This window comes from Pseudomonas sp. AC532, from assembly GCF_979258965.1.
In genome coordinates this window covers 1,278,646-1,299,600 of the sequence record NZ_OZ409888.1, presented here as the reverse complement: position 1 = coordinate 1,299,600, position 20,955 = coordinate 1,278,646, and the positions used below count along the sequence as shown (strand labels likewise).

Below are 20,955 nucleotides of genomic sequence, written 5' to 3'. Positions count from 1 at the left end.
GCTATTTAGTTAAGTTGCCTGCGGGCATCATTTCCTCACTGCGGCTCACCACGGTGGTGGCCCTTATCGAGGAACCAACCATGACTCAATCCACTGCACTCACCCATACCTCTGCCGGTCTTTCTGCTGGCGCTTCACTTGCCGGGCGGATATTGCTAAGCGCCATCTTCGTCCTGTCCGGCATCTCCAAGCTCAGCGCTCCAACTGCAATGATCGGCTACATCGAATCGGTCGGCCTGCCGTTTCCTGGCGTGGCGCTCGCGCTGGCCATCCTCGCCGAACTGGTCGGCGGCGTGGCGTTGATCGTCGGCTATCGGACTCGCCTTGTCGCAGCCGGCCTTGCGGTTTTCAGCATCGCCACGGCACTCGCGTTCCATAACCAGTTGGGTGACCAGAACCAGTTCATCCATTTCTTCAAGAACCTCGCCATGGCGGGTGGGCTTTTGCAGGTAGTGGCGTTCGGCTCCGGCCGTTTCAGCCTCGATGCGCGTCGCGGCTGACTGCGAACTGACAGAGGGGATACAGCATGAAAGCGGTACGCGTTGTGCAATACGGCGAGCCGGAAGGCCTCACGCTCCAGGAACGTCCGGGCCTGGTTCCCGTCCAGGGTGAAGTGCTCATCAACGTGGCGGGCAGCGGCGTGAACCCGATCGACTGGAAGCTCCTGTCGGGTGGCCTGAAAGCGTTCATCCCGCTGGAGCTGCCCTACACACCCGGCGTCGAAGTAGCTGGGCAGGTGGGGGCGGTGGGAGAGGGCGTTCAGGGGGTCGCGGTCGGTGACCAGGTATTCGGATTCATTGGAATCGTCGGGGGCTTCGCCTCTCAGGTGGTCGCCAGTGCTGATCGGCTGGCCCATCGTCCGGCGCGGCTATCGGCGCTCGAGGCCAGTGGAGTTCCTGCTGCAGCCTTGACAGCGTGGCAGGCGCTGCACGAGCACGCGCAGGTCGCCGCCGGTCAACTGGTGTTGATCCATGGCGCCGCGGGTGGGGTGGGCAGCATGGCGGTGCAGATGGCGCGGATTGCCGGCGCCACGGTGATTGCCACCGCCTCGGCGGCCAACCACGACTATCTCAAGGGGCTGGGGGCGCATCAGGTGATCGACTACACCCGCACGGCGTTCGAGACGGCGGTCGATAAAGTCGATGTGGTGCTCGACCTGGTCGGCGGCGACACTCAGGCGCGCTCCTGGGCGGTGCTCAAGGCCGGTGGCGTAATGGTGTCACCGGTGAGCTCACCGGACGTCGCTGCCGCCAGGGCTGCCGGCGCCACGGGCAAACATTTTGCTACTCGTTCCGACGGCGTTCAACTGGCCGAGATCGCCGCACGTTTCGACACCGGCGAGCTGACGATCAATGTCGACGTGCTGCCGTTGTCGCAGGCCGCAGAGGCCTTGCGCAGGAGCTCGCAACGACATACCCGTGGCAAGCTGGTGCTCGACGCCAGCCGATGAAACCGTTCAGCAGAAGAGCCGGGCATAGCCCGGCTCTTCTGCGTGCGCAAAATGCCCGATAGCCAGGGCAATCGGGCGACAGTTGCTCGGTAGGGCCAATTTCGGGTTGCCGGGCGTGTGCTCGATCACCGCGACCCTAGGCCCGTTGCGGGTTGCGGGTTGCGATAGGCGCTTGGCGTCACGCCCACTGCTCGCCGAAATACCTGCGAGAAGTGGCTGGGGCTCGAATAGCCGACCTCCATGGCGATATCGATCACGCTATGGTCAGTGTCGAGCAGCAATTGTCGGGCCCTGGCCATACGCAGGCGGATGAAGTATTGCGAAGGCGACGCGCCGGTGGCGCGCTTGAACAGCCGGCTGAAGTGGTATTCGCTCAATTGGGCCGTTTCCGCCAGGTCTGCCAGGCAGAAGTCGGCCGCCAGGCGCTCGTGCATCTGGTCGATCACCCGGCGCAGCTTGTAGGCCTGCAGCGAGTTGGCGCGCCGTGTCGTGGATAGCGGATCGTGGTAGGCACGTACCAGGTGGACGCTCAACGCCTGGGCCAGGCTGTGAACGAACAGGGGGCTGGGGTCGCGTATCTCGGCCAGCTCGACGCGCAGCTGTTCGAGCAGCATGCGGACCAGGCTGTCCCGGCCGCCGGAAACATCACGCAAGTTGACGCTATCCGCGTGGGAGCCCAGCACGTCACGCGCGGCCTGGTCGATCAGCGAATGGGCAAGGTAAAGGTGCATCACCTCGAAGGTGTCGCCTCCCCGGGTTTGCCAACGCATCTCGTAGGGCTGGGCCGAATAGGTCAGGTAGAAGTCACCGACCTCGACTTCGCTCGCTGCCCATTCACCCCCCAGGTTCCGCTCCTCGACGGTAGCGGCCCCCGCCAGCACCATCACCAGCAACGGCTCGGCCACCGCCGGCACGAGGATCGGCTCGGCGATGCTGTGGTGCGTGAACAGCTGCAGCACGACGTCCCTGAGGCCGGGGCGCGGCGCCAGGGCACGGTGTGCGCTCGGCATGTACCGGAGCATGGCTTCGGCAGGAATCCGTTCGGCGTGAAGGGGCGGTGCCTCCACAGCGGGATTGGTCTGATTGGATCGTTTCATGGGGAGCCATCGACGATGCCCGCGGGTGAGGGCGCCGGTCGACAGGGTAGCGCACCGGTGGGCGCGTGCAACCGGATTGCTCAGCCCGCCAGTGCCGGGATGGGTGCCTGCAGCGCGATGGCGGCGCGTACCGGGTCGAAGTATTCGCGGATGAAGACCAGCTTGCCGTTCTGCACACGCACGAACAGTACGTAGTCCTGCTGGTAAAGGCGGCCTGTCGGCTTGATCACGCCTTCGGCCCTGATCTCGGCGCTGGCCTCGGAAGGAACGGCGCCCGGGTGCACCTGTAAATCGAAGAAGCGGAAGTTCTCGACCGCGCCGACGAACCACCCTACATGCGCCAGTACCTGCTCGCGGCCTTCCAGCCGTGCTGGGTGCCCGAGCGTCGGCGCGAAGGGCAGCTCCCAGACGAGGTCGTCGGCAATGAGTGTTTGCCAGCGTTGCGGGGCGTCGACAAGGGTGGCGAAATGCAGCTCAAGCAGTTCGGCGGCAGTGATCATGGCTGTGCTCCAGTATAGGGTGTGGACCGATCCTGGCCCAGCGGGCGCCCAGGCAGCCTGGTCGAGATATGGCTGTGGGGGCTGCATGTCGCCTGGATGGAGAGCACTGTCTCACTGCCGTGAGTTCGAAAAAAGCCGGCTAATTTCGACTCTGACGTTCGATGAAGTCGAACTCAGGCAGTCTGCGCCTGGGTTTTGAATCGTTCGATCAGCCAATGGGCAGCGGGGCCGGGTGGCGTGTCGGTGCGGTAGATGACATCGAACAGGTAGTCGCCGCCGGGGCAGTCGGGCAAATCCAGGCAGACGAGCCGCCCGCTGGCCAGATCGTCTCGAATGATCGGTTCGGGCATGTTGCCCCAGCCGATGCCTTCGCGCAGCAGCATATGCTTGGCCCCCAGATCCGCCAGCCTCCAGGTTCTCGTCCCGACCACGGCAAACTCCTGGTCGTCCGTGAGCCTGGAACGGTCGGTAAGTACCAGCTGCACGTGTTCCCGGCCAGCCCCAGGGCCGTGTGGGCCGGTAGCGGCCAAGGGGTGGGCCGGTGCGGCAACGGGAATCAGCGCGACCTTGCCAGCGCCGATGCGATCGATGCCGTCGATGCTTCTGGTCAGCGGGCCGCTTACGCCGAGCGTGGCACCGCGGTCGAGTACGCGCTGGGTGACAGCACCCAATGCCTCAATATGCAGGTGCAGCGAGACGGTCGGAAATTGTTCGCGAAACGCCTTGAGGGCGTCGACTACGCGTTCGCTCGGCAGCATTACGTCCAGTACCAGATGAACCTCCGCCTCGAGGCCGTGCAACAGACCACTCACCTTGGCGCGCAACCCGTCGATGCCGCTGTAAATGCTGCGAGCCTCGGCCAGAACCGTGCGCCCGGCATCGGTCAGCTGCGGTTTGCGGGTGGTCTTGCGGTCGAACAGGCTGATGCCCAGCTGCATTTCCAGGTTGGCAATCGAGTAACTGACGACGGACGTGGCGCGATGCAGCTTGCGCGCGGCACCCGCAAAACTGCCCACGTCTACCACCGTCAGAAATACCCGCAACTGGTCCAGGGTGGGCGTGCCGGGATTATTGATCATTTCTAATTCCTAGAACGTTTTTATGCATATTATATGGCTTTTTCCGAAAAGCCAGCGCGCCTAGAGTGGTCCCATCAACCAGCCGCTCAGCGAGATTCATCATGACGCTTCACACTGCCGCCTCGCCAATCGAACAGATCGTTCTGCCCAACGTGCGTGACATCGGCGGGTTCGATGTTCACCGTGCGCTTCCGTCTGCGCAGCGTCGTATGGTCGGGCCGTTCGTTTTCCTCGACAGCTTCGGGCCGGTCGTCTTTGGCGCTGGAGAGGGGCTGGATACCCGACCACATCCGCACATCGGTCTGGCTACGATCAGCTACCTGCTTCAGGGTGAAATGCTGCATCGCGACAGCGCCGGACATATCCAGCAGCTCAAGGCCGGCGAGGTAAACGTGATGGTCGCCGGCCGCGGCATCGTCCATTCCGAGCGATCGAGCGACCCGGTGCGCGCCAGTGGCGGCACGCTCATGGGGCTACAGGCCTGGGTGGCGCTGCCCCAGGCGCATGAAGAAAGCGAACCGGGCTTTCACCATCTGAGCGCGCCCTCGCTGCCGGTAATGGAAGGCGAGGGGGTCTCGCTCCGTTTGCTGGCTGGTGCGCTCGAAGGCCGAAGTGCCTCGACCCAGACGTTCTCCGCGCTGTTCTATGCCGATCTGCAACTGCAGGCTGGTGCGCGTTACCAGCTGTCTGCCGAGCACATTGAGCGCGCTCTTTACGTGGTCAGCGGCGAGGTGGAAGTGCTCGGCCAGGCCGGCCGTTTCGTGGCGAATCAGTTGGTGGTGTTGCGGCCCGGCAGTGAGGTCGTCATCCGCACGCTCAGCGGGGCGACACTGATGTTGCTGGGCGGCGAGCCGCTCGACGGGCCTCGCCATATCTACTGGAATTTCGTGTCCAGCCGGCCGGAACGAATTCTCCAGGCGGCCGAGGATTGGCGTGCACGCCGCTTTCCAGATGTTCCAGGCGAGCGTGAATACATACCGCTGCCCGACAGCGAAGCGCGCTGGCGTTTCAAGGGCTGACCCAGCGCCCCTGCAGCGGCTTGGCCATTTGTGATGAGCCGCAGAGCAAAGAAAACCGATTGGTGAGGCGCGATCGCCGATGCCGGCCATTCGTTCGTCACCCATGTATAGGCATCCAATACGAGGACAGGGCAGTCATGCTTTCCTATCGCTTTTTCATTATCGCAGCGCTGGCAGTGCTCACCAACGGCATGTCCATGCTGGGTTTCGCTGAGCAGTCCGCCGGTGCGGTGGCGCGTAGCCTTGAATGCAAAAGCGCCATCACCCGAACCTCGGAAATCCTCCGGTCGGGCACGCTCAGGGGCGAGCCGCTTTCATCGAATCGCAAAATCCCGACAGCCTCGGCAAGGCTCCGAAGGTCCTCGGCGACCGTCTGCGAGACAGTAGAGCCGTCATCAATGACGGCACCTCCCGAGGTGCAGGCCGGCGAATGTCTCGTTCGGTCACGAACTTGGAGGAAATACCATGGCTGACATCACCAACACGGCACTGCAGGAAGTCGCCGGCAAGGTCGCGCTGGTAACCGGCGCTGCCAGTGGCATTGGTAAGGCGATTGCACTGCTGCTGCATACCCGTGGCGCAAAGGTCATCGCCGAGGACCTCAACCCTGCGGTCGAAGAACTCGCCCGGCCCGGGCTGGTGCCGCTGGTGGCGGACATCACCGAAGATGGCGCCGCCGAGCGCGCGGTAGCCCTGGCTGTCGAACAGTTCGGTCGGCTCGATATCCTCGTGAACAACGCCGGCATCATCATCAACAAGCGGGTCGTGGACATGACCCGGCAGGACTGGGAGCGCATCCAGGCCGTCAATGCAACGGCAGCGTTCCTGCATTGCCGGGAGGCAGTCAAGGCAATGATGCCGAACCAGTCCGGCGCCATCGTCAATATCGCGTCCTACGCCTCGTACTTCGCTTTCCCGACGATCGCCGCCTACACCGCATCCAAGGGTGCCCTGGCCCAACTGACGCGTACACTGGCGCTCGAAGCCATCGAGCATGGCATCCGGGTCAATGCCATCGGCGTGGGCGACGTGGTCACCAACATCCTCAATGATGTGGTCGAGGACGGGCCGGGCTTCCTGGCCCAGCACGGCGAGGGCGCGCCCATCGGGCGGGCAGCACAGCCGGAGGAAATCGCCGAAGTGGTCGCCTTCCTGGCATCGGAACGCGCGAGCTTCATGGTCGGTTCGGTGGTCATGGCAGACGGTGGCATGACGGTCACCGCAGGCTGACGGAATGAGTCCGCTTGCACCAGGTCATGCTGGCGCAAGCGCTGCGGCTTCGAGGCAGTGGCCACCTATCATGAACCGGGCGGCGCGCCCGCTGCCGCCCGGGCAGCGTCATGGTTCAGTGGCGGCGCAGGGGCGATTGGCGGGTTGTGTCAGCAGGGCCTCGAACTGTTCCAGGTGCTGTGGGCGGCCCAGGTAATAGCCCTGGGCCTCGTCGCAGTGAACGCCGGCCAGGTCGCTCAGTTGGCTGGCGCTCTCCACACCTTCTGCCGTCACGGTCATCGACAGGGCCCGGCCCAGGCCGATGATCGACTCGATAATGGCGATGGCGGTGGTTTTCGCATCACCCTGCAAGTCGGCGATGAAGCTGCGGTCTATCTTTATCCCGTCGAAAGGGTAGGTGCGCAGATAGCTCAGGGATGAATAGCCGGTGCCGAAATCATCCATCGATAAACGCACCCCCAGGTGTTTGAGTTCGAGCATGATCTGCAGGGCGGAGACGGAGTCCTTGATCATCACGGTTTCGGTGATCTCGAGCTCCAGGCGGCCTGGCGCCAGTCGGGTCGATTCCAGCGCATGACGGATGCGCCCGACGAGATCGCCGCGCTGGAATTCGACGGGAGACAGATTGACCGACACCTGAAGATCGCCGGGCCAGTGGGTCGCCGCCTTGCATGCGCTGTGCAGCACCCAGTCGCTGAGCGCAATGATCAGGCCGGTTTCTTCGGCGATGGCGATGAATTTGTCCGGCATCAACAGGCCCCGCGTCGGGTGCCGCCAACGTACCAGGGCCTCGGCGCCAGAGATCGTCTGTTGGCTGATCGTATAGCGCGGCTGGAACTCGAGAAACAACTCGGATCCGCGCAATGCGTTGCGCAGATCGGTTTCGATCTTGCGACGATTGACGATACGTTCATTCATTTCGGGTGCGTAGAACTGCCAATTGTTCCTGCCAGCGGCCTTGGCTTCGTAGAGCGCCATGTCTGCATAACGCAGCAGATCGCTGGCGTGCACGGCATCCTGTGGTGCAATGGCCACGCCGATGCTGACACCGAGCAACAGCTCGTGCTCGCCGCTGACAAACGCTTTGCCAATGCAATCGCAGATTCGCGCGCACAGCAGTTCCAGATCGGCCCTTGGCAGCGGGTCGTCGACCACCAGCACGAACTCGTCGCCACCCAGCCTGGCCACCATATCGTCCTCGCGTACGCACTCCTTGAGCCGCTGGGCGACCGCGAAGAGCACCTCGTCTCCGATGGAATGGCCGAGGGTATCGTTCACCGGTTTGAATCGATCGAGGTCCAGGCTCAACAGGAAAATGCGCCCCTGCGGATTGTCCAGTTTGGTCTGCAGGTAGGCCTGTAAATAACGGCGGTTGGGCAGGCCGGTAAGCGCATCGTGATACGACAGGTGGTTGATCTGGCGCTTGGCTTCGACCTCTTCGGTGATGTCCGTCACCGTGCCCTGGTACCCCAGGTGTTTGGCTCCCTGGGGGATGAGACCAATGGACAGCATGCAGTGACGGGAAACGCCGCGGGCATCGGCGTAGGAACACTCGATTTGCCGCCGTGCCGTTGCCGCCTGCGGCGATGCCGTAGCCTGGGAAAGGAAGGTATGCGGTTCAAGGCCCAGCAGGTCATACAGATACTTGCCCTTCCACGCGCCGGTCGCAAGGCCGGTCATGACCGTGAACCGTTCGGAAATGAAGGTGAGGCGGCCCTGGCTATCGGTCTCCCAGATCCAGTCGGACGTCGACTCGGCGACCGAGCGAAATCGCTGTTCGCTGATCCGCAGCGCTTCCTGGCCGGCATCGAACAAGGCCGAGGCCCGCAGCATGCGTCGCTGAAGAGCCCACAATACCAGCCCGAAAACGATGGCGATGAGCACGAGCAGCGGCAAAAGGGCGGTCAGAAACGCATCGCCGGGGCGCGCGGGCGTCCAGGTCAAAAAGAATGGCGAGCCGAACGCCGAGTCCAGCGTGACGTAGGGAGCGTCGTCATCCGCGCGCATGGCTGCGCGCAGGTTGGCTATTTCGGTGGTGCGGCCGAGGGCCTCGATATCCAGGCGGTCTACAAACAGCATGACGGACGTGCCGGCGAATGACTGTTCATCCGTCATATCGTCGGGTTTGATCGCCGCCGCGTAAGCCAGGGCGACCGTCCCATCGACAGGGTAATAGCCAAAGGCGGCCTGGCCACTGGCAGCATGCTTGCGAGCCGCCTCGACAAGCGGCCTGACGTCGGCGGAAAGGAATTGCAGGGCAGTTACCGAGCCCAGTTCGCCGTTGATCACCGAGTAACGGGTTTGCTCCGCACGGTCTACGATGAACGCCCCTTCGATCGAAAAGCTCGAGAGCAGCGATTCGCCCATGTTGTCTCGCCCATAGGCCCAGTCGATATCGACCTGGTCGCGGCCCACATGCTCATAGGCGTCGTTCCAGAATGCGTAGTCCACCACCGTGGTTCGCAGGGACTTGGTGATGGTTTGGAGCGAACGGGAGACGGTCTCTCTGTCATGCTCAACCTGAGCGAGGTTTTTCTGGTAGGCGATGGCAATCAGTGCACCACCGGCGATGGCAAGCAGGCTCGCCATCAACACTGCAAACCCAGCTGCGAACTTTCGTGTCATTTCGGTATGACTGCGCATTCCGCCGAAATCGTTTGGCATTGATGCCTACCTTCACTCATTGCAATCGGTTGCTGGCGGTACCGCCAACTCGTCTTTATCGGCTGCTAATGGCTTTTCGTGAGGGCCGAGGAGTGTTTGCCGTCGCCGAGTCCGGGAGCGTGCCAGGGCGCTGCCCGGAGCGAAGCGTTGCTCGCGGGCGCATCTGTTTGAAGAGAGTTTAGCGGCAATCGGCAGCGGCCCTTGCGCGGCCTGCCATTGATGCGTGAGTGAACAGCCGACGCGAAAAGCACCGGCTTCCCCGCGATGGTGCTATGACGCCTTCGTGAAGGATCGCTGCCGGCCCGCTCAGGGAATACCGGCACGCGGGGATTGCCGCCCGGAAAGCGGTGAGACAAGGCTTGAATGGCTAGTGGGTGGTCGCGCCCTGCGTGCTACTGGCCATGACCGTTCACGTCGATGACGATAAAGTTCTGGCGCTGCCACCCCTGCCAATCAGGCGATGGTTGAGTGGTTGTCGCCAGGCCATTTGTGTCTGCACCTGTGCCACGGCATCGAGCACGCGCTTGGCCCACTGTTCATCATCTGGACGCACGACAACCACGCGGAAACCATGATGCTGACCTTCGATCTGCACACCCTCGGAGTCATCGACATGCAGGTCTATGTCGAATGCGCAAGGCAGTTTCGAGGGGGCGTTCGACAGCCCACGTGCGGTAAGGGCATGCCTGTGGCGAACACTATTGACGACACCGTCCACGTGGATGCCGTGGAGCATCAGCCAACGCCTGATATAGGCTGGTGTACGACCGGAAGAGGTATACACCCAGACACTGCAATCCTGGCGACGCAGCTCTCTGATCAGCGAGCGTGTGCCGATACGCAGTGGCTCACCCAGCCAGCGATGAATGAACCCGGGCAGCCTGCTGGGCTCGGCCTCACTGTGTAGAGCCTGGCACGCCAGGGTGTCGTCGATATCGAAAGAAATACGCAAGCGCTGGCGGCCGAACGGGAGCAACGGAAGGCGCTCGCTAGCCTTCCTGAACTGCCGGCCAGCGAAGCGGCAGGATCGCAACAGCGATTTTTTTACCATCAGGCCTCCCTCCGCTCTGCGCCGATGTGCTTTTCGCTGAGAAAAAACTTCTTCCGTTCAGGTGACTGCTCTTCCAGAAAAGCGGCGTATTTTTTCTTGATCTTGGGCAGCTCGTACAACGCCTTGACCCCGTGCTTGGCGGAATTGCGGATCACCGAAGAAGGGTTGAAATAGCCCTCGGCATTTTTCAGGCTCAGCACGAAAGGCGGCAGGCCGGCACGCATCAGCAAATAGCTGACGATCAGCGAACCGGTGCGGTTGTTGCCTTCGATGAACAGCTGCGGCTTGCTGAGGATGCGCACATAGACGCCAGCGGCGCGTTTCCAGACCGACTCGTTGCGGTGCGCACAGTACCAATTGAACACGTCCTTGATACCGCCTTCGATATTGTTGAAGAAGCGCGACTCGGTGGCCGCCAGGTGCTGGGCGTACTCCTGTCGGTCTGCGGGCTTCTGGCCACAGAGCACGGTGGCATTGAGCTCCAGCATCAGGTTCAGGTGCTGCAGCTCGAACAGGTCGATATCGCGCGCGACATAGTCGTCAATCAGTGCATAACCATCAAGCACATTTTCCACCACTTCGTCCGTCAGCGGATCACGAGGCTCGGTGAAGTGCTTGCTGAGTTCCGCGAAATGGCCTTGCACCTCACGCAGTGCGCACTCAACCGCAGGTAAATCAAGACGACGCTTTGCAGGCATTGGCATTCCTGAGGGAAAAACATGAAGCGGCAAAAAGGCCGGATACGCGCCAGCGCTGTGGCTGTTGGCGGTATCCAGCCTGGGTTGGCAATCGCTGGCTAACTGAATTTTCCGCAGATGTAATCCTCGGTCATTTTCTCTCGAGGGTTTTCGAAGATCTGGGTCGTCGAGCCCATTTCAACCAGGTAACCGGTGCGGGTGCCCTGGGAAATATCCACCGAGAAGAAGGCGGTGGTATCAGCCACACGAACGGCCTGCTGCATGTTGTGGGTGACCAGGGCGATGGTGTAGTCCTTTTTCAGCTCGACCATCAGTTCCTCCACCCTGCGCGTGGCTATCGGGTCGAGTGCCGAGCAGGGCTCGTCCAGCAACAGGACTTCTGGCTCGGTGGCGATAGCGCGAGCGATACACAGGCGCTGCTGCTGGCCACCGGAAAGCGACAGACCGCTGGCCTTGAGCTTGTCCTTGACCTCGTCCCACAGCGCGGCCCCCTGCAGTGCATGCTTGACGCGATCACCCAGATCGCCCTTGTAGCGGTTGAGTCGCAGGCCAAAGGCAACGTTGTCGAAAATGCTCATCGAAAACGGGTTGGGCTGCTGGAACACCATGCCGATATAGCGGCGCACGATGACCGGGTCGACGCCCTTGCCGTAGACATCTTGCCCGAGAAAATGAACGTGTCCTTCGAAGCGGAAACCTTTGATCAGATCGTTCATGCGGTTGAGGCTGCGCAGCACGGTGCTCTTGCCGCAGCCGGAGGGCCCGATGAAGCCGGTGATCTTGTTCTTCTCTATCGGTACATGGCTGTCGCGTACGGCGAGGAAGTTGCCATAGAAAATCTTGTCCAGCTTGCAGTCCATGACCACAGGTGCCTGGGTCTCGAACGGGGTGGCTATTTGTGCAGATAATTGATTCACAATACGGTGCTCCCACTCAAAACTTAGGCTTGCCGAAAATACGGCTGACGATATTCACGATGAGCACGATCATCACCAGAACCAGCGAGGCCGCCCAGGCGAGCTCCAGCTGATTGTCGAATGGCATGCCGGAGAAGTTGTAAATCAGCACGGCAAGCGATGCCGTCGGATTCATCAAGGCCAGTTCGCCGTCGTGGTAGATCCAGTAGTTGCTGAACAGCGCGGTGAACAGCAACGGCGCGGTTTCACCAGCAGCGCGTGCCACGGCCAACATGACGCCCGTGAGGATCGCCGGCAGGCCGGTAGGCAGAATGATCTTCCAGATCACCTGCGAGCGGGTACAGCCCATGCCATAAGCGGCATCCTTCATGACCTTGGGCACCATCTTCATCGACTCTTCGGCCGTCAGCACGACAATGGGCAGCATCAGTATCGCCAGTGCCACGCCACCCGCAGGTGCCGAGTAGGTGCCCGTGGTCACCACGACCAGTGCGTAAGCGAACACACCGGCGAGGATCGACGGCAGGCCGGTGAGCATCTTGGCAGCGAAGCGCGCAGCATTGGCGAGCTTGCTGTGCGGGCCCAGCTCGGCCAGGAAAATCGCGGCCATGATGCCGACCGGCACTGCGATAGCGGCAGCAATGCCCACCATCATGAAGGTGCCTGCCATCGCATTACCGAAGCCGCCACCGGTCTCGAACCCGGTGGGTGGCAACTCGGTGAACACTTCGAGGCTCAGACGAGCACCACCACGGGTGATGAGCATGTAGAGCACCGAGATCAGCGGCACACTGGCCAGCAACGCGCCAAGCCAGACGAGCGTGGTCAATACCAGGCTGCGCAGCGCGCGCCCTTCAAAGCGGCGTTGCAGGCTGGGCATCGCGACATCAGGGGAAGTCAGGCTTGTCATCATTTATTCCCACGCTGGGCATAGACCATCAACATCGAGCCGATGATGTTGACGATCAGAGTGATCAGCATCAGCACCAGTGCGGCGTACATCAACACCTCGACCTCCTTCGGCCCCGCTTCCGGGAAGTTCAGCGCCAGCAATGCAGCCAGGGTATTGGCGGGCGCGAACAGCGAGAGTGAAATGTTGTTGGCGTTGCCGACCAGCATGGCCAGGGCCATGGTTTCACCCAGCGCACGGCCGAGGCCCAGTACCAGGGAGCCGAAGATGCCGGTTGCGGCGGACGGCACCATGACCTTGAGAATCGCTTCCCAGTGAGTGGTACCCATGCCGTAAGCGGCCTGCTTGGTCTTCATCGGTACGCTGGTGAGCGCATCCTGGGACACGGCTGCAATGGTCGGTAGAATCATGATCGCCAGCACCAACGCGGCAGGCAGCAGCCCAGGGCCGCTCAGGGAGGTGCCGAAAAAGGGTATCCAACTGAGTTCGCTGTGCAGCCAGGTGGTCAGCGGCCTGATTGCCGGGATCACCACATAAATCCCCCATAGGCCATAAACGACGCTGGGGATGGCCGCGAGCAGTTCGACGATGGTGCGAAATATCGCCGCGAGTCTGACGGGAAGAAAATCCTGGGTCAGAAAGATTGCCATGCTGATGCCGAAAAAACCGGCGATCAGCAGTGCGATGAAAGCACTGTAAAGCGTACCCCAGATGGCCGGCAGAATGCCGTACTTGTTCTGGTTCACGTCCCAGACGCTGCCAAGCAGCACGTCGAACCCGTGCTCCTGCATACCGGGAAGCGCTTTGCGCCCCACTTCGAAAATCAGGGCGAATACCACGGCCAGGATCAGTACCACGCCAACCCGGGAGAGCGCGCGGAAAATGCGGTCGACCAGCATGTCTTTGGTGGAGGGAGGCCGGCAGGCGGAATCTGGGTTTTCCGGTACAACGAAAGGGCGGGTCATTGGCTGGGTTCCGGCGCGTGTGCAGGCCTCTTCAATCGCGTGATGCAGCCCACGATGGAAGAGGCCTTGCGAGCATTACTGGATGTTGGCAGACGCTTTGCGAACCTGATCGATGACCGACTGAGGCAGTGGGATGTATCCCATCGAGTCGGCAATCTTCTGACCTTCGGTCAGGCTGTACTCGACCATGTCACGCAGGGCTTTGGCCTTGGCCGGGTTGTCGTTCTGCTTGCGGAAGATCATCCAGGTGTAGGTGGTGATCGGGTAGGACTTGGCGCCGTCCGGATCGGGCAGCCAGGCCACCAGGTTCTCCGGCAGTTCCACGGCGGCAAGGGCCTCGGCGCCGCTTTCAGCGTTCGGTACCACGTATTCACCGGCCTTGTTCTGCAGCACGGCGAAGTCGACCTTGGCCAACTTGGCGAAGCCGTATTCGATGTAGCCGATGGAACCCGGGGTCTGGCGTACGGTGGCGGTCACCCCATCGTTTTTGGGTGATTTGATGAATTTGTCGCTGGCTGGCCAGTTGACGGTGTTGCCTTCGCCCAGCTCCTTGTTGAACTGCTCGTTGATGGTCGACAGGTGCTTGGTGAACACGGCGGTGGTGCCGCTGGAGTCGGCGCGCACGACAACGGTGATCGGCAGATCAGGCAGCTCCAGATCGGGGTTGGCGGCCACGATCTTTGGGTCGTTCCATTGAGTGATCTTGCCCAGGAAAATATTGGAGTAGACGTCACGCGGCAACTTGACGCCCTTCGGACTGCCGGGCAGGTTGTAGGCCAACACGATCTCGCCAGCGGTCATCGGCAGCAGTTGCACGCCTTCGGCAACCTTGGCGATGTCTTCCTCTTTCATCGCCGAGTCACTGGCGGCGAAATCGACGGTCTTGTTCAGGAAGTCCTGCACGCCGGCACCACTGCCCTTGGATTGGTAATCGACGGTGACGCCTTCGGTCTTTTGGCTGAAGTCCTTGAACCAGCTCAGGTAGATCGGGGCCGGGAAGCTTGCGCCAGAGCCGGTCAGGCGCACATTTTCCGAAGCGAAGGACACCGAGGTCGCACAAAGAGAAACCGTGAAGGCGAGCGCGGCAGACGTGATCAACTTTTTCATAAGGAATTCCTTGTGGGACGGAGCACGAACTCTGCAGCAGTCGTGTGAAGATTTTATGACACTGCATGGCGAATTGCCGTCATCCGGCTGTCGTGCATCCGCAACGGCCGTTCACATCCCACGCCCACCAGGCCTGCCGAGCCAGTGAGCATGTAATTACCGCCTCACAAATTGCCCCTATCACTTGGCCACTCCACCTGCCTATCGAGCGGCTTTTCATGTCCTTAATTGCAGACAGCCTGGTACAGCGTATCCACCGCGAATTGCTTGACCACAGTGACGATTGATGAAGTTGTGGTCGACCTGACCGCTGGTGTCCAAGCGCCATACCCGTTGGCTCGACCTTGCCGCCTTGCTTGTTCGATTGATTCGCATTGAACGGCACCGCTCAACAGGCGACGCTCGAGCCCGGCAGGCGGGCTCCTCATCGATAGCGGGCCAGGGCGTATTCAGGGCGCAACCTTCTGGTGGTAGCAGATCGCCCGAAACCTCCTGTAAGATAATTTGAACAGTCCCGGATGCAGTAGCTCTCAGCTGCATAAGCCAGAGCATTCACCATGAACACATATGTTGAGCAGCTTGCGGCCGCGGTAGCCGAGCGATTTATTATCCAAACCGAGCAAAGCGCTGCGGGTCTGTCCATTTTTTGCCGGGATCCGCAAGGCAACCTGGTCACCAGCCGCATTCTCACGGCGAAGCAGTTGCGCAATGCTTCGCTGGTGAGCCTGGTGATGACGGATCTGAAAAACACACTGCTCGCGGCGCCGAGTCAGCCTGCCATCACCCCGTTGCCAGAGTCACTTCACCCTAGCGCGTCATAAGCCAGGTTCCATCCCGCTTGTCGCCATACTCGAACGACCGTAAGCCGCCTCACTTCATATGCCTGTAGTCATGTACTCCACACGGCATCCATTGAAGGAAACGGGAAAATGGCGAGCAACAATCCAGGCAACTTTGCAAACAATCGCGAAAAAGCCGCTGAAGCAGGCCGCAAAGGTGGGCGCAACAGCGGGGGCAACTTTGCCAATGACCGCCAGAAGGCTGTCGAGGCGGGGCGCAAGGGCGGTCAGCAGAGCCGTCGGAAAACGCCGGATGAAACACCCGCCTGAACTGAAGGCTCCGCGTTCCAGACTGTGTGAAAACCACTGCGCTCGGTCATGCGGCGTTAAGAACCAGCTCATTAGGCTCATTTTACAACGCGTAAACTGCGCTTTTTCGCCAGTTCTTGCCTTGCCTGACCTTCGCTCGCCACGTTTTCACACGGCCTGTTTCGCGGGCCTGATTTTGCAATGAAATGACCAGTTGTGCAGGTTAGTGGCTAGGCAATGCTTCGCTCATCTCCCGTGTCGCGGGGTAATTTGCGCAGCAGGTCGGCGGCGAATGTGCTGATCGCGGCCCAGTTCACCAGATCCCTGATACACACACCGTCAACTTCCAACAGCACGACATCGCTGACCGGGTCGGATACTCGAATGGCTGCAGCGCCAACGGCAGAAACAGTGCATTTACAGGCACGCGGAAGAAACGCCGCCTCGATTAATTGCCGTTGCTGCCTAGTCGACATCATTTTGAAAATTCCACGCTCGTGGGTTCATGTGATACTCCCTTATCAAATGATTGATAACGGCAGTATGCGACCATTTCGCAACAACTCATGTTCGATTGCGGCATAACCTTATTCCTTTTGCGACTATCGCCCGGTCGATTTGCGGCTAGTCATCCCAGGCTTTCGAACTGAAGGCAGGCCGAGTCAGCGGAACAACTTCCCGTTTCAGGCGCAGCGCGAAGAGCGTCGTAGCGCTGACCTCGGCGTATAAGCGGGCTCCCCCCTCCTGCACGCCCTGTGGCGGAATCTGCGACAATTGCTCCTTTCCCGCGACTGCCCCGAGCCTGATGACCGACGCCCCCTTCGATTTCGCCGCCCTGCAGAACAACCTCGATCACGCCATGATCGCTGACCGCCATCGCTTGCGCCGGCAACTGCACGAGTTGCACAAGCAACCTGACGAGGCCAGGCAGGCGCAGTGGTTGGCACGCTTTCAGGCGTCCTGTGCCAAGGTCGAGGCGCGGCGTCTGAGCGTGCCGGTGATGCGCTACGACGATGCCTTGCCAATCGCGGCCAAACGCGACGAGATCAAGGCGGCGCTGGCCAAGCACCAGGTACTGGTGATTGCCGGCGAGACCGGTTCGGGCAAGACCACCCAGTTACCGAAGATCTGCCTGGAAATCGGGCGTGGGCAGCATGGGCTGATCGGCCACACCCAGCCGCGGCGACTGGCGGCGCGCAGTGTGGCGACGCGGGTGGCCGAGGAGATCGGTACGCCGTTGGGCGAACTGGTCGGCTATCAGGTGCGTTTCGAGGACCAGAGCAAGGACACGTCGCTGATCAAGCTGATGACCGACGGCATTCTGCTCGCGGAAACCCAGCACGACCGTTTTCTGGAGAAGTACGACACCATCATCGTCGACGAGGCCCACGAACGCAGTCTCAACATCGACTTCCTGCTCGGTTACCTGAAGACCCTGCTGCCGCGCCGCCCCGACCTCAAGGTGATCATCACCTCGGCGACCATCGACCTGGAGCGTTTCAGCAAGCATTTTGGTGGGGCCGGCCTTCCGGACGCGCCCATCGTCGAAGTATCCGGTCGTACCTATCCGGTGGAAACCTGGTACCGGCCGCTGGCTGCCGAAGTGGACGAGGAGGGTGAGCGCCTGCTTGACGACCTCACCGTCGATCAGGGCATTCTCGCCGCGCTGGACGAGATCGACGCCCATGAGAAAAGTGTCGGCCAGCGCCCCGGCGACGTGTTGATCTTCCTGCCGGGCGAACGTGAGATTCGTGATGCCGCCGAGGTGCTGCGCAAGGCCAACCTGCGCTTCACCGAAGTGCTGCCCTTGTATGCGCGGCTGACACCGGCCGAGCAGCAGAAGATTTTCGCGCCCATGGCCGGGCGCAAGATCGTGCTGGCCACCAACGTCGCGGAAACCTCGCTGACGGTGCCAGGCATTCGTTACGTGATCGACAGCGGTACCGCGCGGATCAGCCGTTACAGCTACCGCGCCAAGGTGCAGCGCCTGCCCATCGAGGCGGTTTCCCAGGCCAGCGCCAACCAGCGCAAGGGCCGTTGCGGGCGGGTCGAACCGGGCATCTGCGTGCGCTTGTACAGTGAGGAGGATTTCCTCGGTCGGCCGGCATTTACCGATCCGGAAATCCTGCGTACCAACCTGGCGGCGGTGATCCTGCAGATGCTGCATCTGCGCCTGGGCAGCATCGAGGATTTCCCCTTCATCGAACCGCCGGATGGCAAGGCCATCAGCGATGGCTTCAACCTGCTGCAGGAGCTGTCCGCGGTCAATCGCGAAGGGCAACTGACCCCGCTGGGCCGCCAACTGGCGCGCCTGCCCATCGACCCGCGCCTGGGACGCATGGTGCTCGAGGCGGCCAAGCTCGGCAGCTTGCCGGAACTGCTGATCGTCGCCAGTGCCCTGTCGGTGCAGGACCCGCGTGAGCGGCCGATGGACCGCCAGCAGGCGGCTGATCAGGCCCACGCGCAATGGAAGGATGTGGATTCCGACTTCGCCGCGCTGATCAACCTGTGGCGCGGCTTCGAGGAGAAACGCCAGGAGCTCGGTGCCAACCCGCTGCGCAGTTGGTGCAAGAAGAATTTCCTCAACTACATGCGCCTGCGCGAGTGGCGTGATGCCCATCGCCAGCTGGTGCTGCTGGCCAAGGATCTGCAACTGGCGCCCGGCACGTCATCAGCTTCCCAAACTCATGACGTGCGTAGGGTGGACAACGCCGCAGGCTTGTCCGCCAAGGTGGACGGCTCCGGCAGTACGCCCTACGAGAAAGGCGAGCGTGCGGCGCCGACCACCGACACCAAGGTCAACGTGATCCTGCGCGAGCAGGCCGAGGCCAACGAAGCGGCGCAGCGTGCCAAGGGCTACGCGGCCGTGCACAAGGCGATCCTCAGCGGCCTGCTCAGCCAGATCGGCCAGAAGACCGAGGAGGGCGACTTCCTGGGTGCCCGCCAGCGGCGCTTCTGGGTGCATCCGTCGTCGGTGATCGGCCGCAAGAAGCCCAACTGGATCATGGCCGCCGAGCTGGTCGAGACCACCAAGCTGTTCGCCCGCCAGGTCGCCAAGATCGAGCCGGACTGGATCGAGCCGCTGGCCGGTCACCTGATCAAGAAGAACCACTTCGAGCCGCACTGGGAGAAGAAGCGCGGCCAGGTGGTGGCGTACGAACAAGTCACCCTGTACGGCATGATCGTGGTCGGTCGGCGTCCCGTGCATTACGGGCCCATCGACCCGCTGGCGTCCCGTGAACTGTTCATCCGCGAGGGGCTGGTGCGTGGCGAAATCAACAGCCGCACCAAGTGCCTGAGCGCCAACCGCGTGCTGCTGGAAAAGCTCGACGAACTGGAAGCCAAGGCGCGCCGCCGCGACATCCTCGCCGACGAGGAAACCCTGTTCGCCTACTACGAGGCGCGTATTCCCCAGGACATCTACCAGACCGCGACCTTCGAGAGCTGGTACAAGCGCGAGAGTGCCAAGGACCCGCAACTGCTGATGATGCGCGAGGAGGATGTGCTGGCCCGTGAGGCGCTGGAAGTCACCGCCTCCCAGTACCCGGACACCCTGCATATTGGCGAGCTGCAGTTGCCGCTGACCTACCACTTCGAGCCCAACCACCCCCGCGACGGCGTGACCCTGCGGGTACCCGCGCCGCTGTTGCCGCAACTGCCGGGCGAGCGCCTGGAGTGGTTGGTGCCGGGGCTGATCGAGGCCAAGGCCATCGACCTGGTGCGCGGTCTGCCCAAGGCGCTGCGCAAGAACTTCGTGCCGGTGCCGGACTTCGTCGGCGCGGCCCTGAGCAAGTTGACCTTCGGCCAGGGCAGCCTGCCGGAAAACCTCGGTCGTGAACTGCAGCGCATGACCGGCGCGCGGATCGATGGAGAGGCATGGGTCGAGGCGACCCGCCAGCTCGAACACCACCTGAAGATGAACATCGAAGTGGTCGACACCCACGGCAAGCCCCTCGGCGAAGGCCGTGACCTGGCCGAGCTGACCGCGCGCTTTGCCGAAGCCAGCCAGGCCGCGCTGGCCATCCCGCAAGCCGACAAAGTGCAGAAGCCGGTAGAAGCCAAAGGCTTCGCCCAGGTCGCCGAGAAGACCCAGCAAAAGGTCGCCGGGCTTTCCATGACGGTGTTCCCGGCGCTGGTGGAAGATGCTGGTGTGGTCAAAGAGGGGCGCTTCCCGACCCAGGCCGAAGCAGAGTTCCAGCACCGCCGCGGCCTACAGCGCCTGTTGCTGCAACAGCTGGCGGAGCCGGCCAAGTTCCTGCGCGGCAAACTGCCGGGCCTGACCGAGCTGGGCCTGCTGCACCGCGACCTGGGCCGCGTCGATGCGCTGGTCGAAGACATCCTGCTGGCCAGCCTCGACAGCTGCATCCTCGAAGGCGAGCAGCCGCTACCGCGCGACGGCGCCGCATTGGCCGCCCTGGCCGAGAAAAAACGCGGCGCCTGGGCCGATCACGCCGAGCGGCTGGCGCGCCTGACCCTGGAGATTCTCAAGCTGTGGCACGGCCTGCAGAAGCGCTTCAAGGGCAAGATCGACCTGGCCCAGGCCGTGGCGCTCAACGACATCAAGGCGCAGCTGGGCAATCTGGTGTATCCCGGCTTCGTCCGTGAAACGCCCGCTGAATGGCTCAAGGAAGTGCCGCGCTACCTCAAGGCCATCGAACAACGCTTCGACAAGATCGCCGCGCAATTGCAACGCGACCGGGTGTGGAGCGGCGAGTTGGCGGGCTACTGGGAGCAATACCAGGCGCGCCTCGGCAAACACCTGCAGGAAGGCAAGCGCGACGCCGAACTGCAGACCTATCGCTGGATGCTCGAGGAATACCGTGTGTCGCTCTGGGCCCAGCAGTTGGGCACCAAGATGGCCGTGTCGGACAAGCGCCTGAACAAGCAGTGGAGCCAGGTCGAGGGTTGATCGCCTGGCGCTTTTGTAGCCAGGGTCGAGCATAGCGACACCCGGGAAATCGTCCTGGGTGTCGCTGCGTTCAACCCAGGCTACCGGGCAGTCCCGTTTTGTCCTTTGTGGGAGCGCGTCATGCGCGCGAAATGACGGATGCACGTTCTGCACGGTTGCAACTGCCGCGCAGGTCCGTAGGGCGGCGGGTGTCGCTCCTTACATCCGCCATGGTGGATCGGTGAAGCGAGATCCACCCTACAGGGCTGGAACGCAATAAAAGCGTTGTCCA

General features: G+C 62.0%; 17 protein-coding genes and 1 pseudogene. 7 read left to right on the top strand and 11 right to left on the bottom strand.

Translation table 11 applies throughout. The features are described from left to right. Nucleotides 1–80 precede the first annotated feature (80 nt). Together ACZ0AV_RS06250 and ACZ0AV_RS06245 are read left to right on the top strand one after the other, a co-directional pair. Nucleotides 81–500, top strand: a complete 420-nt coding sequence (locus tag ACZ0AV_RS06250; protein WP_499150239.1) for a DoxX family protein — start codon at nucleotides 81–83, stop codon at nucleotides 498–500. Nucleotides 501–526: 26 nt separating this feature from the next. Further along, nucleotides 527–1,450, top strand: coding sequence for an NADP-dependent oxidoreductase (locus ACZ0AV_RS06245; RefSeq protein ID WP_499150238.1), 924 nt, complete (start codon nucleotides 527–529; stop codon nucleotides 1,448–1,450). Between the two features lie 125 nt (nucleotides 1,451–1,575). Here ACZ0AV_RS06245 and ACZ0AV_RS06240 read toward each other — a convergent pair whose 3' ends face one another. From ACZ0AV_RS06240 to ACZ0AV_RS06230, 3 genes are all read right to left on the bottom strand, one after another. Then, complete coding sequence (locus tag ACZ0AV_RS06240; protein ID WP_499150237.1) at nucleotides 1,576–2,547, bottom strand: helix-turn-helix domain-containing protein; 972 nt, start codon at nucleotides 2,545–2,547, stop codon at nucleotides 1,576–1,578. Between the two features lie 80 nt (nucleotides 2,548–2,627). Then, a complete protein-coding gene (locus ACZ0AV_RS06235; protein ID WP_499150236.1) occupies nucleotides 2,628–3,047 on the bottom strand; it encodes a nuclear transport factor 2 family protein in 420 nt (139 codons plus the stop codon). A 173-nt stretch (nucleotides 3,048–3,220) separates the two neighbouring features. Further along, entirely contained in the window at nucleotides 3,221–4,126 is a 906-nt protein-coding gene (locus tag ACZ0AV_RS06230) for a LysR family transcriptional regulator (RefSeq protein WP_499150235.1), read from the bottom strand. Between the two features lie 101 nt (nucleotides 4,127–4,227). Here ACZ0AV_RS06230 and ACZ0AV_RS06225 point away from each other — a divergent pair, with 101 nt between their 5' ends. Both ACZ0AV_RS06225 and ACZ0AV_RS06220 read left to right on the top strand, forming a co-directional pair. Beyond that, the gene (locus ACZ0AV_RS06225; protein ID WP_499150234.1) at nucleotides 4,228–5,145 is read left to right on the top strand and encodes a pirin family protein; all 918 of its coding nucleotides are present in this window, start codon (nucleotides 4,228–4,230) and stop codon (nucleotides 5,143–5,145) included. 465 nt (nucleotides 5,146–5,610) lie between these two features. Beyond that, nucleotides 5,611–6,375, top strand: coding sequence for an SDR family NAD(P)-dependent oxidoreductase (locus tag ACZ0AV_RS06220; protein WP_499150233.1), 765 nt, complete (start codon nucleotides 5,611–5,613; stop codon nucleotides 6,373–6,375). A 108-nt stretch (nucleotides 6,376–6,483) separates the two neighbouring features. On the opposite strand, the gene ACZ0AV_RS06215 is transcribed toward ACZ0AV_RS06220, so the two are convergent. From ACZ0AV_RS06215 to pstS, 7 genes are all read right to left on the bottom strand, one after another. Continuing rightward, nucleotides 6,484–8,964: a bifunctional diguanylate cyclase/phosphodiesterase gene (locus ACZ0AV_RS06215; RefSeq protein WP_499150232.1), complete on the bottom strand. Its 2,481-nt coding sequence runs from the start codon at nucleotides 8,962–8,964 to the stop codon at nucleotides 6,484–6,486. A 484-nt stretch (nucleotides 8,965–9,448) separates the two neighbouring features. Next, the gene (locus tag ACZ0AV_RS06210) at nucleotides 9,449–10,075 is read right to left on the bottom strand and encodes a hypothetical protein (RefSeq protein WP_499153308.1); all 627 of its coding nucleotides are present in this window, start codon (nucleotides 10,073–10,075) and stop codon (nucleotides 9,449–9,451) included. A 14-nt stretch (nucleotides 10,076–10,089) separates the two neighbouring features. Next, nucleotides 10,090–10,788 (bottom strand): hypothetical protein, encoded by a 699-nt coding sequence (locus ACZ0AV_RS06205; protein WP_499150231.1) that lies wholly within the window; start codon nucleotides 10,786–10,788, stop codon nucleotides 10,090–10,092. 98 nt (nucleotides 10,789–10,886) lie between these two features. Next, the gene (gene pstB / locus ACZ0AV_RS06200) at nucleotides 10,887–11,648 is read right to left on the bottom strand and encodes a phosphate ABC transporter ATP-binding protein PstB (RefSeq protein WP_499153307.1); all 762 of its coding nucleotides are present in this window, start codon (nucleotides 11,646–11,648) and stop codon (nucleotides 10,887–10,889) included. Between the two features lie 73 nt (nucleotides 11,649–11,721). Continuing rightward, nucleotides 11,722–12,615 (bottom strand): phosphate ABC transporter permease PstA, encoded by an 894-nt coding sequence (pstA, locus tag ACZ0AV_RS06195; protein WP_499150230.1) that lies wholly within the window; start codon nucleotides 12,613–12,615, stop codon nucleotides 11,722–11,724. Further along, a complete protein-coding gene (gene pstC / locus ACZ0AV_RS06190) occupies nucleotides 12,615–13,580 on the bottom strand; it encodes a phosphate ABC transporter permease subunit PstC (RefSeq protein ID WP_499150229.1) in 966 nt (321 codons plus the stop codon). The genes pstA and pstC overlap by 1 nt, the downstream gene beginning before the upstream one ends. A 75-nt stretch (nucleotides 13,581–13,655) precedes the next feature. Next, on the bottom strand, nucleotides 13,656–14,687 hold the full coding sequence (gene pstS, locus ACZ0AV_RS06185) for a phosphate ABC transporter substrate-binding protein PstS (protein WP_499150228.1): 1,032 nt from the start codon (nucleotides 14,685–14,687) through the stop codon (nucleotides 13,656–13,658). A 557-nt stretch (nucleotides 14,688–15,244) separates the two neighbouring features. Between pstS and ACZ0AV_RS06180 the strand changes: the two genes are divergently transcribed. Continuing rightward, nucleotides 15,245–15,508, top strand: a complete 264-nt coding sequence (locus tag ACZ0AV_RS06180; protein WP_499150227.1) for a hypothetical protein — start codon at nucleotides 15,245–15,247, stop codon at nucleotides 15,506–15,508. A 123-nt stretch (nucleotides 15,509–15,631) separates the two neighbouring features. Beyond that, nucleotides 15,632–15,796, top strand: a pseudogene (locus ACZ0AV_RS06175) (con-10 family general stress protein); the annotation flags it as partial. 209 nt (nucleotides 15,797–16,005) lie between these two features. On the opposite strand, the gene ACZ0AV_RS06170 reads toward ACZ0AV_RS06175, so the two are convergent. Then, nucleotides 16,006–16,254 (bottom strand): DUF1652 domain-containing protein, encoded by a 249-nt coding sequence (locus ACZ0AV_RS06170; protein ID WP_499150226.1) that lies wholly within the window; start codon nucleotides 16,252–16,254, stop codon nucleotides 16,006–16,008. A gap of 326 nt (nucleotides 16,255–16,580) precedes the next feature. On the opposite strand from ACZ0AV_RS06170, the gene hrpA reads away from it, so the two are divergent. Beyond that, entirely contained in the window at nucleotides 16,581–20,684 is a 4,104-nt protein-coding gene (gene hrpA / locus ACZ0AV_RS06165; RefSeq protein ID WP_499150225.1) for an ATP-dependent RNA helicase HrpA, read from the top strand. The last annotated feature ends 271 nt before the right edge of the window (nucleotides 20,685–20,955 follow it).

Coding starts and splice junctions, on each gene's coding strand:
- pstB (WP_499153307.1), bottom strand. CDS start 11,648: ATGGACTGCAAGCTGGACAAGATTTTCTATGGCAACTTCCTCGCCGTA.
- ACZ0AV_RS06170 (WP_499150226.1), bottom strand. CDS start 16,254: ATGATGTCGACTAGGCAGCAACGGCAATTAATCGAGGCGGCGTTTCTT.
- ACZ0AV_RS06225 (WP_499150234.1), top strand. CDS start 4,228: ATGACGCTTCACACTGCCGCCTCGCCAATCGAACAGATCGTTCTGCCC.
- ACZ0AV_RS06220 (WP_499150233.1), top strand. CDS start 5,611: ATGGCTGACATCACCAACACGGCACTGCAGGAAGTCGCCGGCAAGGTC.
- hrpA (WP_499150225.1), top strand. CDS start 16,581: ATGACCGACGCCCCCTTCGATTTCGCCGCCCTGCAGAACAACCTCGAT.
- ACZ0AV_RS06215 (WP_499150232.1), bottom strand. CDS start 8,964: ATGGCGAGCCTGCTTGCCATCGCCGGTGGTGCACTGATTGCCATCGCC.
- ACZ0AV_RS06205 (WP_499150231.1), bottom strand. CDS start 10,788: ATGCCTGCAAAGCGTCGTCTTGATTTACCTGCGGTTGAGTGCGCACTG.
- ACZ0AV_RS06250 (WP_499150239.1), top strand. CDS start 81: ATGACTCAATCCACTGCACTCACCCATACCTCTGCCGGTCTTTCTGCT.
- ACZ0AV_RS06245 (WP_499150238.1), top strand. CDS start 527: ATGAAAGCGGTACGCGTTGTGCAATACGGCGAGCCGGAAGGCCTCACG.
- pstA (WP_499150230.1), bottom strand. CDS start 12,615: ATGACAAGCCTGACTTCCCCTGATGTCGCGATGCCCAGCCTGCAACGC.
- ACZ0AV_RS06235 (WP_499150236.1), bottom strand. CDS start 3,047: ATGATCACTGCCGCCGAACTGCTTGAGCTGCATTTCGCCACCCTTGTC.
- pstC (WP_499150229.1), bottom strand. CDS start 13,580: ATGACCCGCCCTTTCGTTGTACCGGAAAACCCAGATTCCGCCTGCCGG.
- pstS (WP_499150228.1), bottom strand. CDS start 14,687: ATGAAAAAGTTGATCACGTCTGCCGCGCTCGCCTTCACGGTTTCTCTT.
- ACZ0AV_RS06180 (WP_499150227.1), top strand. CDS start 15,245: ATGAACACATATGTTGAGCAGCTTGCGGCCGCGGTAGCCGAGCGATTT.
- ACZ0AV_RS06240 (WP_499150237.1), bottom strand. CDS start 2,547: ATGAAACGATCCAATCAGACCAATCCCGCTGTGGAGGCACCGCCCCTT.
- ACZ0AV_RS06230 (WP_499150235.1), bottom strand. CDS start 4,126: ATGATCAATAATCCCGGCACGCCCACCCTGGACCAGTTGCGGGTATTT.